This window comes from Pseudomonas sp. LPB4.O (genome assembly GCF_038383825.1).
Classification (GTDB): Bacteria; Pseudomonadota; Gammaproteobacteria; order Pseudomonadales; family Pseudomonadaceae; genus Aquipseudomonas; species Aquipseudomonas putida.
This window is the reverse complement of record NZ_CP151298.1, coordinates 2110212-2124992: the sequence shown is the minus strand read 5'-3', so window position 1 is coordinate 2124992 and position 14781 is coordinate 2110212. Positions and strand designations below refer to the sequence as shown.

General features: G+C 63.1%; 14 protein-coding genes. 6 read left to right on the top strand and 8 right to left on the bottom strand.

All coding sequences use genetic code 11. From position 1 onward, the window contains the following. Positions 1–70: 70 nt before the first annotated feature. From MRBLPB4O_RS09595 to MRBLPB4O_RS09585, 3 genes are read right to left on the bottom strand one after another with little or no spacing between them, the layout of a single operon-like run. On the bottom strand, positions 71–3217 hold the full coding sequence (locus MRBLPB4O_RS09595; RefSeq protein WP_341798208.1) for a CusA/CzcA family heavy metal efflux RND transporter: 3147 nt from the start codon (positions 3215–3217) through the stop codon (positions 71–73). A gap of 16 nt (positions 3218–3233) precedes the next feature. After that, a complete protein-coding gene (locus tag MRBLPB4O_RS09590; RefSeq protein ID WP_341798207.1) occupies positions 3234–4448 on the bottom strand; it encodes an efflux RND transporter periplasmic adaptor subunit in 1215 nt (404 codons plus the stop codon). Continuing rightward, the gene (locus MRBLPB4O_RS09585; protein ID WP_341798206.1) at positions 4441–5694 is read right to left on the bottom strand and encodes a TolC family protein; all 1254 of its coding nucleotides are present in this window, start codon (positions 5692–5694) and stop codon (positions 4441–4443) included. Before MRBLPB4O_RS09585 ends, MRBLPB4O_RS09590 begins: the two co-directional genes overlap by 8 nt. Positions 5695–6022: 328 nt before the next feature. On the opposite strand from MRBLPB4O_RS09585, the gene aroQ reads away from it, so the two are divergent. Together aroQ and MRBLPB4O_RS09575 are read left to right on the top strand one after the other, a co-directional pair. Beyond that, entirely contained in the window at positions 6023–6472 is a 450-nt protein-coding gene (aroQ, locus tag MRBLPB4O_RS09580; RefSeq protein WP_049275278.1) for a type II 3-dehydroquinate dehydratase, read from the top strand. Continuing rightward, positions 6469–7317, top strand: a complete 849-nt coding sequence (locus MRBLPB4O_RS09575) for a shikimate dehydrogenase (RefSeq protein ID WP_041167787.1) — start codon at positions 6469–6471, stop codon at positions 7315–7317. Before aroQ ends, MRBLPB4O_RS09575 begins: the two co-directional genes overlap by 4 nt. A 60-nt stretch (positions 7318–7377) precedes the next feature. On the opposite strand, the gene MRBLPB4O_RS09570 is transcribed toward MRBLPB4O_RS09575, so the two are convergent. The 3 genes from MRBLPB4O_RS09570 to MRBLPB4O_RS09560 all read right to left on the bottom strand — a co-directional run bounded on the left by MRBLPB4O_RS09570 (position 7378) and on the right by MRBLPB4O_RS09560 (position 9358). Then, on the bottom strand, positions 7378–7893 hold the full coding sequence (locus tag MRBLPB4O_RS09570) for a redoxin domain-containing protein (RefSeq protein WP_341798869.1): 516 nt from the start codon (positions 7891–7893) through the stop codon (positions 7378–7380). Between the two features lie 10 nt (positions 7894–7903). Beyond that, on the bottom strand, positions 7904–8179 hold the full coding sequence (locus tag MRBLPB4O_RS09565; protein ID WP_063427068.1) for a DUF2790 domain-containing protein: 276 nt from the start codon (positions 8177–8179) through the stop codon (positions 7904–7906). 945 nt (positions 8180–9124) lie between these two features. Continuing rightward, a complete protein-coding gene (locus MRBLPB4O_RS09560; RefSeq protein WP_341798205.1) occupies positions 9125–9358 on the bottom strand; it encodes a hypothetical protein in 234 nt (77 codons plus the stop codon). A gap of 519 nt (positions 9359–9877) precedes the next feature. On the opposite strand from MRBLPB4O_RS09560, the gene MRBLPB4O_RS09555 reads away from it, so the two are divergent. The 4 genes from MRBLPB4O_RS09555 (at position 9878) to MRBLPB4O_RS09540 (ending at position 13191) form a co-directional block, all read left to right on the top strand. Continuing rightward, positions 9878–10618: a response regulator gene (locus MRBLPB4O_RS09555; RefSeq protein ID WP_016500464.1), complete on the top strand. Its 741-nt coding sequence runs from the start codon at positions 9878–9880 to the stop codon at positions 10616–10618. After that, positions 10615–11901: a HAMP domain-containing sensor histidine kinase gene (locus MRBLPB4O_RS09550; RefSeq protein WP_063427071.1), complete on the top strand. Its 1287-nt coding sequence runs from the start codon at positions 10615–10617 to the stop codon at positions 11899–11901. Before MRBLPB4O_RS09555 ends, MRBLPB4O_RS09550 begins: the two co-directional genes overlap by 4 nt. Positions 11902–12070: 169 nt before the next feature. After that, complete coding sequence (locus tag MRBLPB4O_RS09545; RefSeq protein WP_174371138.1) at positions 12071–12688, top strand: ferric reductase-like transmembrane domain-containing protein; 618 nt, start codon at positions 12071–12073, stop codon at positions 12686–12688. Between the two features lie 14 nt (positions 12689–12702). Next, positions 12703–13191, top strand: a complete 489-nt coding sequence (locus tag MRBLPB4O_RS09540) for a DoxX family protein (RefSeq protein WP_341798204.1) — start codon at positions 12703–12705, stop codon at positions 13189–13191. A 34-nt stretch (positions 13192–13225) separates the two neighbouring features. Here the strand turns inward: MRBLPB4O_RS09540 and MRBLPB4O_RS09535 are convergent, their stop codons facing one another. Both MRBLPB4O_RS09535 and MRBLPB4O_RS09530 read right to left on the bottom strand, forming a co-directional pair. After that, positions 13226–13921, bottom strand: coding sequence for a putative DNA-binding domain-containing protein (locus MRBLPB4O_RS09535; protein WP_341798203.1), 696 nt, complete (start codon positions 13919–13921; stop codon positions 13226–13228). Next, positions 13914–14747: a DUF692 domain-containing protein gene (locus MRBLPB4O_RS09530; RefSeq protein WP_341798202.1), complete on the bottom strand. Its 834-nt coding sequence runs from the start codon at positions 14745–14747 to the stop codon at positions 13914–13916. Before MRBLPB4O_RS09530 ends, MRBLPB4O_RS09535 begins: the two co-directional genes overlap by 8 nt. Positions 14748–14781: the final 34 nt, after the last annotated feature.

The window sequence follows — 14781 nt, the reverse complement described above, 5'->3', positions numbered from 1 at the left end:
CCAGGGGATGACGCGGACCCTGTAGGAGCGGCCTTGTGCCGCGAAAGGGCCGCAAAGCGGCCCCGAGTTATCAGCCCTCCTGCGCCTCTTCGCGCCGGTACGCCCACTGATACAACGCCGGCAACACCAGCAACGTCAACGCGGTAGAAGACAAGATCCCGCCAATCACCACCGTCGCCAACGGCCGCTGCACCTCCGCCCCGGTCCCGGTCGCCAACGCCATCGGAATGAACCCCAGCGAAGCCACCAGCGCCGTCATCAGCACCGGCCGCAAGCGCGTCAGCGCGCCCTCCTCCACCGCCACCCGCAACGGGCGCCCTTCTTCGCGCAGGCTACGGATAAAGGCGATCATCACCAGCCCGTTCAGCACCGCCACCCCCGACAAGGCAATGAACCCCACGCCCGCTGAAATGGACAACGGAATATCCCGCAGCCACAGCGCCAGCACCCCGCCAGTCAGGGCAAACGGAATCCCGGTGAACACCAGCAGGCCGTCCCTGAGGTTGTTGAACATCATCAGCAGCAGTGCCATGACCAGCAGCAAGGCCACCGGCACCACCACCTGCAGGCGCTCGGTTGCCGATTGCAGCTGTTCGAACTGGCCACCCCAGCGCGTCCAGTAACCCGGCGGAATCTGCACCTGCTGGATCAGAGTCTGCTCGGCATCCTCCACGAACGAGCCCAGGTCACGCCCCCGTACGTTGGCACTGACCACCACCACCCGCTTGCCATCCTCGCGGCTGACCTGGTTAGGCCCCAGTTGCAGGTTCAACGTGGCCACCTGCGACAGCGGGATAAAGCCGATTTGCGCAGCGCCCACTGCAGCACTGGCCGGTACCGGAATCAGCAGGCTGGAAAGCCCGCCCACATCCGTGCGCAAGGTTTCCGGCAAGCGCACCACCATGTCGAAGCGCCGGTCACCTTCATACAGCGTGCCCGCGGTGCGGCCACCCACGGCAATGGCGATGGCGTCCTGCACGTCGCCCACGTTCAGGCCATGGCGGGCCGCCTTGTCGCGCTCGATGTCGATGGTCAGCACCGGCAGGCCGCTGGTCTGCTCGACCTTCACCTCGGACGCACCCGCTACCCCCTGCAGGCTGCTGGCGATCTGCGCGGCGGTGCGGTTGAGCACATCCATGTCATCACCGAACAACTTCACCGCCACATCGCTGCGCACTCCGGAAATCAGCTCGTTGAAGCGCAACTGGATCGGCTGCGACAGCTCGTAGTTGCTGCCCGGCACGCTGGCGGCAGCACGTTGTACCTCGGCGATCAGTTCGTCACGCGGCTTGCCGGGGTCTACCCACTGCTCGCGCGGGCGCAACATCACATAGGCGTCGGAGATGTTCGGTGGCATCGGGTCGGAGGCGATCTCGGCAGTACCGGTACGGGCGAACACCCGCTCCACTTCCGGCACCTGGGCGATGATCGCCTGCTCCAGGCGCTGCTGCATGTCGACCGACTGCGACAGGCTGGTACCCGGTACGCGCAGGGCCTGCAAGGCAAAGTCGCCCTCGCTGAGGCTGGGGATGAACTCGCTGCCCATGCGGCTGGCCATGACCCCGGACAGCACCACCAAGCTAGCCGCGGCGGCAAACGCCAGCTTGCGCCGGCCCAGCACCCACGCCAGCACCGGGGCATAGCGCTGACGCGCCGTGCGCATCACCAGGCCTTCCTCCTCCTTGACCTTGCCGGTGACGAACAGGGCGATGGCCGCCGGCACGAACGTGACCGAAAGGATCATGGCGCCGAGCAGGGCCATGACCACGGTAAAGGCCATGGGGTGGAACATCTTGCCCTCGACCCCGGTCAGGGCAAAGATCGGCAGGTACACCACCATGATGATCAACTGCCCGTAGATCAGTGGCCGACGCGCCTCGCGGGCGGCGGCGAACACTTCATGGAAGCGCTCGCTGCGGGTCAGCATGCGGCCGTGGCGTTGCTGTGCATGGGCCAGGCGGCGGATGGCGTTTTCCACGATAACCACGGCGCCGTCGACGATGATGCCAAAGTCCAGTGCCCCCAGGCTCATCAGGTTGGCGCTGACCTTGTTGCTGAACATGCCGGTGAAGGTGAACAGCATCGACAGCGGGATGACCATGGCGGTGATCAGTGCGGCGCGGATGTTGCCCAGGAACAGGAACAGCACGGCGATGACCAGAATCGCGCCTTCGATCAGGTTCTTCTTCACCGTGGCGATGGCTTTTTCCACCAGGTTGGTGCGGTCGTACACGGTCACCGCTACCACACCCTTGGGCAGGTTGCGGTTGATCTCGACCAGTTTGGCGGCAACGGCCTGGGACACTGTGCGGCTGTTCTCGCCAACCAGCATGAATACCGTGCCCAGCACCACTTCCCGACCGTTTTCGGTGGCCGCGCCTGAGCGCAGCTCTTCGCCCAGGCCAACCTCGGCCACATGGCTGACGCGAATCGGCGTGCCATCAACACTGGAAATGACGATATTGGCGATGTCTTCGGCCGAGGTCACCTGGCCCGGTGCCCGGATCAGCAACTGCTCGCCATTGCGTTCGATGTAACCGGCGCCAACGTTACCGTTGTTACGCTCCAGGGCCGCGATCAGGTCGTTGAGGGTGAGCTTGTAGGCCGCCAGCCGCTTGGGCTCCGGTGCAATCAGGTACTGCTTGGCATGGCCGCCGATGCTGTTTACTTCGGCCACCCCCGGCACATTGCGCAACTGCGGCTTGATGATCCAGTCCTGGATCACCCGCAGGTCGGTCAGGGTGTACGGGGTGCCATCCTCTTTGAGTGCGCCCTGTTCGGCCTCCACGGTCCACAGGAAGATTTCGCCCAGCCCGGTGGAGATCGGCCCCATGCCCGCTTCTATGCCTTCGGGCAATTGCTCACGGGCCACTTGCAGGCGCTCGTTGACCAACTGGCGGGCGAAGAACAGGTCGGTGCCGTCATCGAAAATCACCGTGACCTGCGACAGGCCCGAACGCGACAGCGAGCGGGTCTGCTTCAGCCCTGGCAGGCCGGCCATGGCGGTCTCGATGGCGAAGGTGATGCGCTGCTCGGTCTCCAGCGGCGAGTAGCCGGGCGCGGCGGTGTTGATCTGCACCTGGACGTTGGTGATGTCCGGCACAGCGTCGATCGGCAGTTTCTGGTAGCTGTGGATACCCACCGCGGCCATCAGGACAACGGCCAGCATCACCACCAGGCGCTGCTCGATGGCAAATTGGATCAGGCGTTCGAACATGCAGGTGTCCCCGTGATCAATGGCTATGCTCGGCCGAGCCCTTGCCCAGTTCCGACTTGAGGACAAAGCTGCCGGCGGCGGCCACCTGGGTACCGGCCGCCAGGCCGCTGGTAATTTCCACATGGCCGGCGTCGCGGCGGCCGGCCTTCACCGGGCGGGCTTCGAAGCCTTCCTCGGTGCGGGCAAACACAACAGTCTGTTCTTCCCAGCTTTGCAGGGCGCTCTCCGGCACCACAACGGCGGCATTGAAGCGCTCGACGCTGACCGCGATATTGACGAACAGCCCGGGGCGCCAGGCGCCGTTGGGGTTGGCCAGGGTGGCGCGGACCGTGGCGGCGCGGTTCTGCTCGCCGAGCAGGCTGCCGACGTAGTTGACCTTGCCTTCGACCTGAGCGCCCAGGTCCGGCGCGCTGACCGTGACATTGCGGCCGGTCACCACCTTGTCCAGGTCACGCGGGGCCACGGCGAAGGTGGCCCAGACCCGGCTCAGGTCAGACAAGGTAAAAGCGTTGCTGGTCTCGTCGACCACCTCGCCCACAGTCAGGTGCTTTTCCACCACGACTGCATCGAACGGTGCGCGCAGCTCATAGCGGTTGCCAGCGCCGGCCGGGCCTACGGCGGCGACCTTCTGCCGGGCGTTGGCCAAGGCAATCTCGGCCTCCTGCAGTACCTGGCGCGCCTGCAGGTAATCCTGCTCGGCGCTGATGCGTTCCTGCCACAGCTGCTGTTCGCGCTGGAAGGTCAGGCGCGCCAGCTCAAGGCGGCGCTGGGCGGCCTGTTGCTCGCTGCGCAGGTCGGAAATCTGCTGGCTGGCGATTACCGCCAGTACCTGGCCGCGCTTCACCGCCTGGCCCAGTTCGGCTTGCACCGCCTCGACCACGCCGGGTACACGCGGCACCACGTGAGCAGTGCGGTCTTCGTCGAAGCGGATTTCCCCCGGGAAGCTGAAGGCGGTGCCCAACTCACGAGGGCCGGCGGCAGCCAGCTGCACGCCGGCGGCCTCGATCTGGGCGATGGACAGGTGCAACTGGCCCTCTTCTTCGCCGTGCCCTTCCTCGGCATGGCCTTCGGCCGCCTTCTCGGAACCATGGCCGTGGCTGTCTTCGCCATGGTCGTCGTGCCGGGCCTGCGCATTCGACGCCTGGCCGAGGTTGCCGGTCCAAGCCAGCCCGCCCAGGCCGAGCGCGGCGATGGCGGCGACCAGAAGGGCTACTTTGCGTGGGTTAGTCATTGTTGCTCCTGCTGTTCAAGGGGGTGCTCAGGTCATCGAGGTCGCCATAGATCCGCTCGACCTGCGCCCGCGCGTCGGTCGCCGCAGCCAAAGCTTCCAGGTACAGCCCGCGGGCCTCGATCAGCGTGCGCTGGGCGTCGAGTACATCGAGGAACGCGAACTTGCCCATTTCAAAACCACGGGTGGCGGTGTCCACGGCCTGTTGCGCAGAGGGCAGGATGGTGCGGTCGTAGGCATCCACCTCCTCCATCGCCGTGTGCCACTGGCTGACGGCGCTGCGGGTTTCGCTACGCAGGCGCAGCTCCACGGCGTTACGCAAGTCACGCGCCTGGTCGGCACGGCGTGCAGCCGCCAGCACGTTGCCCTGGTTGCGGTCGAACAGTGGCAATGGCATGGACAGGCCAACTACATTCACGCGCTCGCGGTCCTCGCGGCTGTACTGGCTACCGAGGCTGACGGTGAGGTCGGGAATACGCTGAGCTTTTTCCGACCCCAGCGACGCGTCTCCGCGCTCGACCTGGGCAGCAGCCAGACGCCATTCGACCGTTTGCTCGACACGGTCGAGCAAGGCGTCGGCACTGGGCGCCATGCCAGGCGAAAGGTTGGCGGCCTGCAACGGGTCCAAGCTTGCCAACGGGCTACCGGTCAGGCGTGCCAGAGCCTGGTAGGCCACACTGCGCTGGGTCTGCGCGCGGCGCACTTCAGCCTGGGCCTGGGCCAGTTGCACCTGGGCACGGGTTGCCTCCACGGGCGAGGACTGGCCAGCGGTCACCCGCCCCTGCACCACGCGCAGCCCGCGCTCGGTCAATGCCTGTGATTGCTGCGCCAGCTCCAGCGCAGTCTGCGCGCGCAAGGCGGCGTGAAACGCCTGCACCACATCGGCACGCAGGCCATTGCGCTGGCGCTCCAGGCCAAGCTGGGCAATGGCCTGGCCGGTACCGGCCACGGCAATACGTGCGCCGCGCTTGCCGCCCAGTTCCAGCGGCTGGCTGAGGGTGACGGTGGTGGTGCTGGTGTCGCGGCGGGTGTCCTCGACCTCCCAGGAGAGCTCTGGGTTGGGGATCAACCTGGCCTGACGCCGCTCGCCGTCGGCAATGCCGATTTCCCGGCCGGCTGCGGCCAGCTCCGGGTTTTGCGCAAAGGCGGCGGCGAGCGCCTGGGGCAGGCTCAGGCTCTGACTGGCCTGGGCGCTGCTGGCACTGGCCAGCACCAGACAGAGCAAGGCGATCTTGCGGGGGATGGGCACGAACAGATTCCTCGTCGACGCGTGTAGGCGAAGCACTGTAGGAAGCCGTGGTTATCGAGGTGGTGGCGGGAAAATTACAATTCTGTAATCCAGCTGCATTTCTCTTTGCAGGAGCAGCCTTGTGCTGCGAAGAGGCCGGCAATGCCACAGCAGATGTAATGGCATTGCCGGCCTCTTCGCAGCACAAGGCTGCTCCTACAGGGGGTATGTACATGCTGAGGGTTCGATAATCGCCCACTTTCCGGGCGCAGCGTTTTAGTGCAATTGACTAAACTAACCAGGCGGTACAAAACTAGATGCATCCAACAACAACAAAGCGATGCTCGTCATGAAGCCCCTTATTCTTGTGCTCAACGGCCCCAACCTGAACATGCTGGGTACCCGCGAGCCTGCCCAATACGGCCGCGAAACCCTTGCTGACCTGGCCCAGAGTTGTGCCGATACTGCCCATGCCAACGGCCTGGAAATCGAATTCCGCCAAACCAACCACGAAGGCGAACTGATCGACTGGATCCACGCCGCCCGCGGCCGTTGTGCCGGTATCGTGATCAACCCCGGCGCCTGGACCCACACCTCGGTGGCCATCCGCGACGCCTTGGTGGCCAGCGAAGTGCCAGTCATCGAAGTGCACTTGTCCAACGTGCACAAGCGCGAGCCGTTCCGCCACCTCTCATTCGTATCGTCCATCGCCGTCGGCGTGATCTGCGGTCTGGGCAGCCATGGCTACCGCATGGCCCTCAGCCACTTTGCCGAAATGTTCCAGGAGCGCACGGCATGAGCCAGCACGCCATCCTCGCCGGCCTGATCGGCCGCGGCATCCAGTTGTCGCGTACCCCTGCCTTGCACGAACACGAAGGTGACGCCCAGGCCCTGCGCTACCTGTACCGGCTGATTGATGCCGACCAGCTGCAACTGGAGGACAGCGCCCTGCCCGGCCTGCTCGACGCCGCGCAACACACAGGCTTCACCGGGCTGAACATCACCTACCCGTTCAAGCAGTCGATCCTGCCACTGCTCGACGAACTGTCGGACGAAGCCCGTGGCATCGGCGCGGTGAATACCGTGGTGCTGAAGGACGGCAAACGCGTTGGCCATAACACCGACTGCCTGGGCTTTGCCGAAGGCTTGCGCCGCGGCCTGCCCGACGTGGCTCGACGCCAGGTGGTACAGATGGGTGCCGGTGGCGCCGGTTCGGCCGTGGCCCACGCCCTGCTGGGTGAAGGGGTCGAGCAATTGGTGCTGTTCGAAGTGGATGCGGCCCGCGCGCAGGCCTTGGTAGACAACCTGAATGGCCATTTCGGCGCTGGCCGTGCCGTGCTCGGCACCGACCTGGCCGCAGCCGTGGCCGAGGCGGACGGGCTGGTCAACACCACGCCGGTCGGCATGGCCAAGCTGCCAGGCACACCGCTGCCGGTCGAGCTGCTGCATGCGGGATTATGGGTTGCGGAAATCATCTACTTCCCGCTGGAGACCGAACTGCTGCGTGCGGCTCGGGCTTTGGGTTGCCGCACGCTGGATGGCAGCAACATGGCGGTGTTCCAGGCGGTAAAGGCGTTCGAGCTGTTCAGCGGGCGCCAGGCGGATGCGGCGCGGATGCAGGCGCACTTTGCCAGTTTCACCTGATAGAAAAGTGTTGGCTTCTTCGCGGCGGTTCGACGCCTCGAAGAGGCCGGTACAGGCGAATCACCCGCGCTCATCCAGCAACGCCTGTATCACTTGTTCCTGCCCGCCATAATCCCCCTCGCCAAAGTGCACATGGCGCACCTGCCCCTTACGGTCGACAAAGTAATGCGCCGGCCAGAACTGGTTGCCCCAGGCATTCCACACCTTATGGTCGTTGTCCACCGCCACCGGGTAACCGATACCCAGCCCTACCACCTTGTTTCGCAGGGTGCCCACATCGTGCTCGTAGTCGTACTCCGGCGTATGCACGCCCACCACCACCAGCCCCTGCTCGGCATAACGCCGCGCCCAGTCGTTCACATGAGGCAGGCTGCGCTGGCAGTTGATGCAGTCCCAGGTCCAGAAGTCCACCAGCACCACCTTACCCTTGAGCGCTGGCCCATCCAGCGGGGACGAATTGATCCACTCGCTGGCCCCCGACAGCGACGGCATGGCGCCGTAGCTGTCACGGGCCATCAGGTGCCCCGCCAACCCCAGCCCCGTCAGCGCCAGGGCAATACCACCCACCTTCAGCATCAGGCGGCGATCAATTCTCATGGCAACCACCGGTGGCATAGGTGCGGTACTGCACGCTCTGCTGATGGCCGTTGGAGTCGAGGTAGTCCATACGGGTGTTCACCAGGCCGCAGGCGTTGCTCTGGTCGTCCTGCACCGACAGCACTTTCTTCACATCCAGGTGTTCACCGTAGCGGTACTGCATGGCACCGGCCTCGCCCATGGGTGCGGTGGCGGCCTGGGCCGCAATGGTGCCAAAGCTGAGCACGGCGAACAGGCTGGCGCTGGCGAAAGTCTTGAAGTTCATGGCATCTCTCCTGTGAAACGCTTGGCAGTGGGGCGTATTGTTCCCCGGTCGAGAGCCATTTGACGCCTGCCAAGTATCCCGTCTGTGTCACTCAACCCCGGGATGTGCGTCCGCCTGTAGCTGCATCCTTTTCGGAAAAACATCGCAAAATCATGGAAAACCCTTCGCAAGCAGGTAGTTATAAAAAAGAAGGCGCCCATGAAGGGCGCCCCGGCTGTACAAACGGATACAATAGATTAAATTAGTTACAACCTAACGCTTGTTATCACTCACAGGTTCAACTTTATCGTGACGGCTGTATAACTCAGCCCTCGATGCACGTTCTGTCAGCGGTCCTCTGTTTTCACCTTTACTGGAACGCTGAGTGGATTTATTGTCGCCATCACCCGAGCAACTACCGCTTTGAACGGTTTGCTTATCTTTCATAAAAACCTCGATAGAGCCACCTGTTTCAATGGCTCATATTGTTCTTCAGGATGTGGAACGCTGGAAAAAAGCATGCTTTGTCATGCGATCTATCAGCACAGGGCTAGTGCAGCCAGGCGCGTCTCCACGGGGTATCCGGGCCGTCCGAATGGCGGCTGAATCTCGGTGCATTCGAGGCCAATAGCTTTGCTGCAGGCACTGGCTCGACCTCAGTAACAGGGTCAGGATCGATGTAATTTTCCCGATCATCAGTTGGAGACTGAACAAGCCGATCATTGCGCAACAGTTGGCGATCCTGATCAATTTCCGGATCACTCTCCGGCGAGCCCTGCCCTGTCTGGTTTTTACCGTACATAAGCACCTCTCATAGGCCCAGATATTCTGAGCTTACTGAGTATGCGCCCTGCCTGAAAACAAGAAGCAGGTATCAGACCACCGGACACAATCTATAAGCCGCGCTTCATGAACAGGAAAATAACAACGATATTCTTTGCGCACTGTTGCAGTATTTAAAGCGCTTCATGATCCAAGCTCGTCGGCCTGGCGGGTATCGCCACGCGCTCGTGAGGCCTTCAACAGGAGTGTAAAACTGCCGGTGAGTTGATGACGAAGCTCTTTGGGCATGACAAAAGCGAAATGCACCAGCCATGACCCGTCTCCCAGCAAAAAGCTCTCCCGTCGGTATTGGGTCACTTGTTGTTCAGAAATACCTATGCAAACGGCAATTACGCAGTCGTTCGGCTCTTCGCTCACGGGCGTGCCCCTTCAAAAATCGGTATTGAAGCGCTCGAATGGTGGTCGGTTCAGGCAGCAAAGGCAGGCCATCAAGGCTTGGCTGTACGTTCCTTGCCCCACTGAGCTTTGGCTACGCCATACGGGGTACCGGTGACACCGCTGGCTACGTGCTGGATATGGCCGCCATGCTGGAGGAACGTTTCGATTTGCTCGCAAAGGCGTTCGTGGGCTCTTTGGGCTGTGCCGGGGTATGTCTGATGCATGGAGGCTACTCGGTAATGAGCCACTGAAATACAGTTACCCGAACGATCATTGTACGCTCTGTAGTGCTATCAGGCTCGGAACCCGCCGCGTACCCGGCTTTTATCGGCCAGGCGGTCAATGGCCAGCACTGGGCTGGCTGGCCGCGGGCCGCTTCAACCAGCCCTGGGCACGGTTCGGCTTCCCTGCCAGATACACTGCAATACAAACCCCCGCAGGCAAGCGCAAACGCGCCGGGTACACTGCGCCAACCCCACTCGAACAGGAACGCTGCGCATGGAACACGTCGATCACATCCTGATCGTCGACGACGACCGCGAAATCCGCGAACTGGTCGGCAACTACCTCAAGAAGAACGGCCTGCGCACCAGCATCGTCGCCGACGGCCGGCAGATGCGCGCCTTTCTCGAAGCCAACAGCGTCGACCTGATCGTGCTCGACATCATGATGCCTGGCGACGACGGCCTGCTGCTGTGCCGCGAATTGCGCGCCGGCAAGCACCGCAACACCCCCGTGTTGATGCTGACGGCCCGCAACGATGAAACCGACCGCATCATCGGCCTGGAAATGGGCGCCGACGATTACCTGACCAAGCCGTTCTCTGCCCGCGAACTGCTGGCCCGTATCAATGCCGTGCTGCGCCGCACGCGCATGCTGCCACCCAACCTCACCATCAGCGAAAGCAGCCGCCTGCTGCGCTTCGGCCAATGGCGGCTGGACACCACCGCGCGCCACCTGCTCGACAACGACGGCACCCTGGTGGCCCTGAGCGGCGCCGAGTACCGCCTGTTGCGGGTGTTCCTTGACCACCCGCAGCGGGTGCTCAGCCGTGAACAGTTGCTCAACCTGACACAAGGCCGCGAAGCTGACCTCTTTGACCGCTCCATCGACCTGCTGGTCAGCCGCCTGCGCCAGCGCCTGGGCGACGACGCCCGCGAGCCCAGCTGCATCAAGACCGTGCGCAGCGAGGGCTACGTGTTTTCGCTGCCGGTGCAATTGCTCGAGTCCCCCTCATGAAATGGCCGCGCACCCTGGCCTCGCGTCTGGCGATGATCTTTTTCACCGGCCTGGTGTTGGCTTATGGTCTGTCGTTCGGCCTGCAGGCCTACGAGCGCTATATCAGCAGCCGCTCGATGATGCTCAGCAACCTCGAACAGGACGTGGCGACTTCGGTTGCCATCCTTGATCGCCTGCCTGCAGCCGAGCGTGCCGCCTGGCTGCCCCGCCTGGAACGGCGCACCTACCGCTATCGCCTCGACCAGGGCCTGGCAGGCGAAGCGATGGCCAGCAGTGACCCACCGATGGCCGCCGCGTCGATCGTCAAGGCCATTGGCAGCGACTACCGCCTGACCTTCCAGGAAATTCCGGGGCCCAATGCGCACTTCCAGGCGCACCTGAACCTGGCCGACGGCGCGCCACTGACCATCGACGTGACACCCGCACCGGTCCCGGTAGCCCGTTGGTTGCCCGTGGTGCTGCTGATTCAGCTGGCTGTGCTGATGCTGTGTACCTGGCTGGCGGTACACCTGGCCATCGGCCCGCTCACCCGACTGGCCCAGGCAGTGGACAACCTCGACCCGGACCAACCCGGCGTGCAACTGGATGAAAGCGGGCCACGTGAGGTGCGTTACGCTGCCGTGGCCTTCAACGCCCTGCAGGCGCGCATTGCTGCCCACCTCAAGGAACGCATGCAGTTGCTGGCAGCCATCTCCCACGACCTGCAAACACCGATCACTCGCATGAAGTTGCGGGTCGAAGTGATGGATGAGGGGGTCGAAAAGGACAAGTTCGGAAGCGACCTGGATGAAATGGAACACCTGGTGCGCGAAGGCGTGGCTTACGCCCGCAGCATGGACAGCAGCACCGAAGCGACCTGCCGGGTCAACCTTGATGCCTTTCTCGACAGCCTGGTATTCGACTACCAGGACAGCGGCGCCCAGGTTGAACGCCACGGCAGCAGCGGTGCCCTGCTGGAGACCCGCCCGCATGCGCTGCGCCGGGTACTGGTGAACCTGGTCGACAACGCCCTGAAGTTTGCAGGTGCTGCCGAGCTGCAAGTATCACGCGAGGGCAGTACCACCATAATCCGCGTGCTCGACAACGGGCCGGGGATACCCGGTGACGAGCTCGATGACGTGCTCAAGCCGTTCTACCGGGTGGAAGGTTCACGCAATCGCAGCACGGGTGGCACCGGCCTGGGACTGGCCATTGCCCACCAGCTGATCCAGGCCATGGGGGGGCGGCTGACCCTGAGCAACCGCGAACAGGGCGGATTGTGCGCGCAGATCGAACTCTCCTGAAGTGCATCTGCGATAGTTGGCAGGAACGGCCTTGGATCTGGATCGGGCCGTTCCTGTAAAACGCGAGGTCGCCTCTACAAACAGATACACAACTGCATCCCCCTGACACACTGCAGATACCCCGCCTCGACACACTCCCGGTCACACAACCACACCCCGGGAGTCCCTGATGAAAGCCCTCACTTTACCCTCCGGCTGGAAGCTGTTCGCCGTCCTCGCCGGCCTGACCTTGGCGATGACCGCCGTAGTCCTGGCCAGCCAACCTGACCCGGACGGCTTGCGAAGTGCCATTCGTGCCACCGCACGTAGCTCGTTCGCACTGTTTCTGCTGGCGTTCCTGGCCTCGTCGCTGGTGACCTTGCTGCCTGGCACCTCAAGCCGCCGCATCCTTCAGGAGCGACGCTACCTGGGGTTGGCATTCGCGTTCTCCCACACCGTGCACGGCGTGCTGATTTATCGCTACGCCCAGCAATTCCCCGAGCTGTTCTGGGCCGGCCGCACATTTACCTCCAGCCTGCCCGGCACATTCGGCTACCTGTTCCTGATGCTGCTCACCGCCACCTCGTTCAAGGCCCCGATGCGGCTGTTGGGCCGCCGTGCCTGGCAAGCGCTGCACAGCAGCGGCATGTGGGTGCTGGCTGCCGTGTTCTGCCTGTCGTTCTACAAACGCATCCCCATGGGGGGGTGGTACCCGCTAGCGTTCGCCCTGATGTTCAGCGCCATCGCCGTCAAGCTCACCGCCAAAGTGGCCCGTAAACAACGCCGCAGCACCCGCGCCCTTGCCTGAAGAGAGAACCGCAAATGACGACCTTGACCCGTACCCTGACCACCGTTGATCGCCTCGGTAGCTGGAGTGCCGACGTGCCATTACGGGTATTTCTGGCGTGGGAGTTTTTCGAATCCGGCCTGGAGAAATTAAACGGCAGCAACTGGTTCGCCGACCTGCAGTCCAGCTTCCCGTTCCCCTTCAACCTGCTGCCCACGGAGCTGAACTGGCAGCTGTCGATGTGGGCCGAGTTGGTGCTGCCGTTGCTGCTGCTGTTGGGCCTGGGTACCCGGCTGGCATCGTTGGGTTTGATGGTGGTAACCGTTGTAGCGATAGCGGCAGTGCACTGGCCGGCGCATTGGTCGGGCCTGGCGGAGCTGGCCCAAGGCTATGCCATTACCGACCAGGGCTTCGGCAATTACAAGTTGCCATTGATCTACCTGGTGGCGTTGCTACCCCTGCTGCTCAAGGGCGCCGGGCGCCTTAGCCTCGATCATTGGCTTGGCATGCGGTTCGGCAGATGAGGGTCGGGGGCTGCTGCGCAGCCCCCCAATGCCTTCAAACTGTTCCGACAATGACGCCCTGCTCGCGCAATGCCTCCAACAATACCAACCCTTGCTTCACATCCCCGCCCAATGCCTGCAGCCGCTCTCTTCCAGTCCCCTGCTCCATCAGCAACCGGTACGCCATAGGTGCCAACCGGGCAAAACGCACCTGCAACCGGGCATCGCGATAAACCAGCAGCAAGCTCGGCGATGCTGGGGCAGCCGTTGGCTGGTAGTCCATGCCAATGCTTTCCACCGGCCAACGATAGGCCAGCACCCGCGCCACACAAGACAACAACGGCTCTCCAGCCAGCAGGTCACCTCCCGGGTCATGCGCCGGGTCCTCGGCATCGCTCAGGTACAGTTGCGCCTCGACCCACTCATAGTGCGCCAGCTCCAGTTGCCAAGGGGTGTCCAGCGCCACACGTTGCAAGTAGTCGACGAACGTCTCGGCAATTTCGGTAAACAATGGCGTCTGGCAACGGTAACTGGCGTAGAAGTCACGTACTCGGGCGTGCCAGCGCTGCTCGCCCAACACCTGGCGCATGACCGGGAAGCTGCCAGCCAGCAACCCTTCGATGGCACCATAAAACAATTCACGGTAAACCTTCAGGCGCCGGGCCTCGACGCCGGGCGGCGGGGCATGGCGCTGTGGGTCGCGCAGGTGACGGGCCAGGGCATACTGCTGCGTACGCAGGGTCTCATTCATCTGCTTGCCCTCCGGCAGCGCATTGCACAGCACGCATACGCGCCGTCTCGGCCAACAGTTCGGCCAAGGGCGGGTAGTTGAAATCACGTTCAAGCACCGTCGGCTTTACGCCAAAGCGCACGCAAGCGCTGGCGTACAGGGTCCAGACATCTTCCTTCACGGCTGCCCCGTGGGTATCCACTTTGAGGTCCGGCGCTTCATCGTAATGCCCGGCAACGTGCATCCCGGTCACTCGCGCCGGGGGCAAGCCTGCAAGGAACTGCTGGGCGTCGTAGCCATGGTTGCAGGCGTTGACATAGACATTGTTGACGTCCAGCAGCAGGTCACAATCCGCTTCTTCGAGCACCGCCCGGATGAAGTCGAGTTCGCTCATCGCCTGATACGGCGCGGCGTAGTAGCTGATGTTCTCCACGGCAATGCGCCGCTCCAGCTGCTCCTGAGCCTGACGTATGCGCGCGGCCACATGGTGTACGGCTTCCTCGGTGAACGGGATGGGCATCAGGTCGTACAGGTGCCCGTCATCACTGCAGTAGCTCAGGTGCTCGCTGTACAGCCGCACCTGGTACCGATCGAGAAACTGCCGGGTCTGCTCAAGGAAATGGCTGTCCAGCGGCGCACTGCCACCCAGCGATAAAGACAACCCATGACAGGTGACAGCAAAGCGCTCCGCCAACTGGGCCAAACCCTTGCCATAGGCACCGCCCACGGCAATCCAGTTTTCCGGCGCACACTCGAGAAAGTCCACCGCACCCGCCTCCATGGCCAGCAGTTCCGGCAACAGGCCACGACGCAAGCCTAACCCGATGTTCAACATCGCAGGAAACATAAAAGTTCTCCAACCAGCACAACGCCCCACCTGG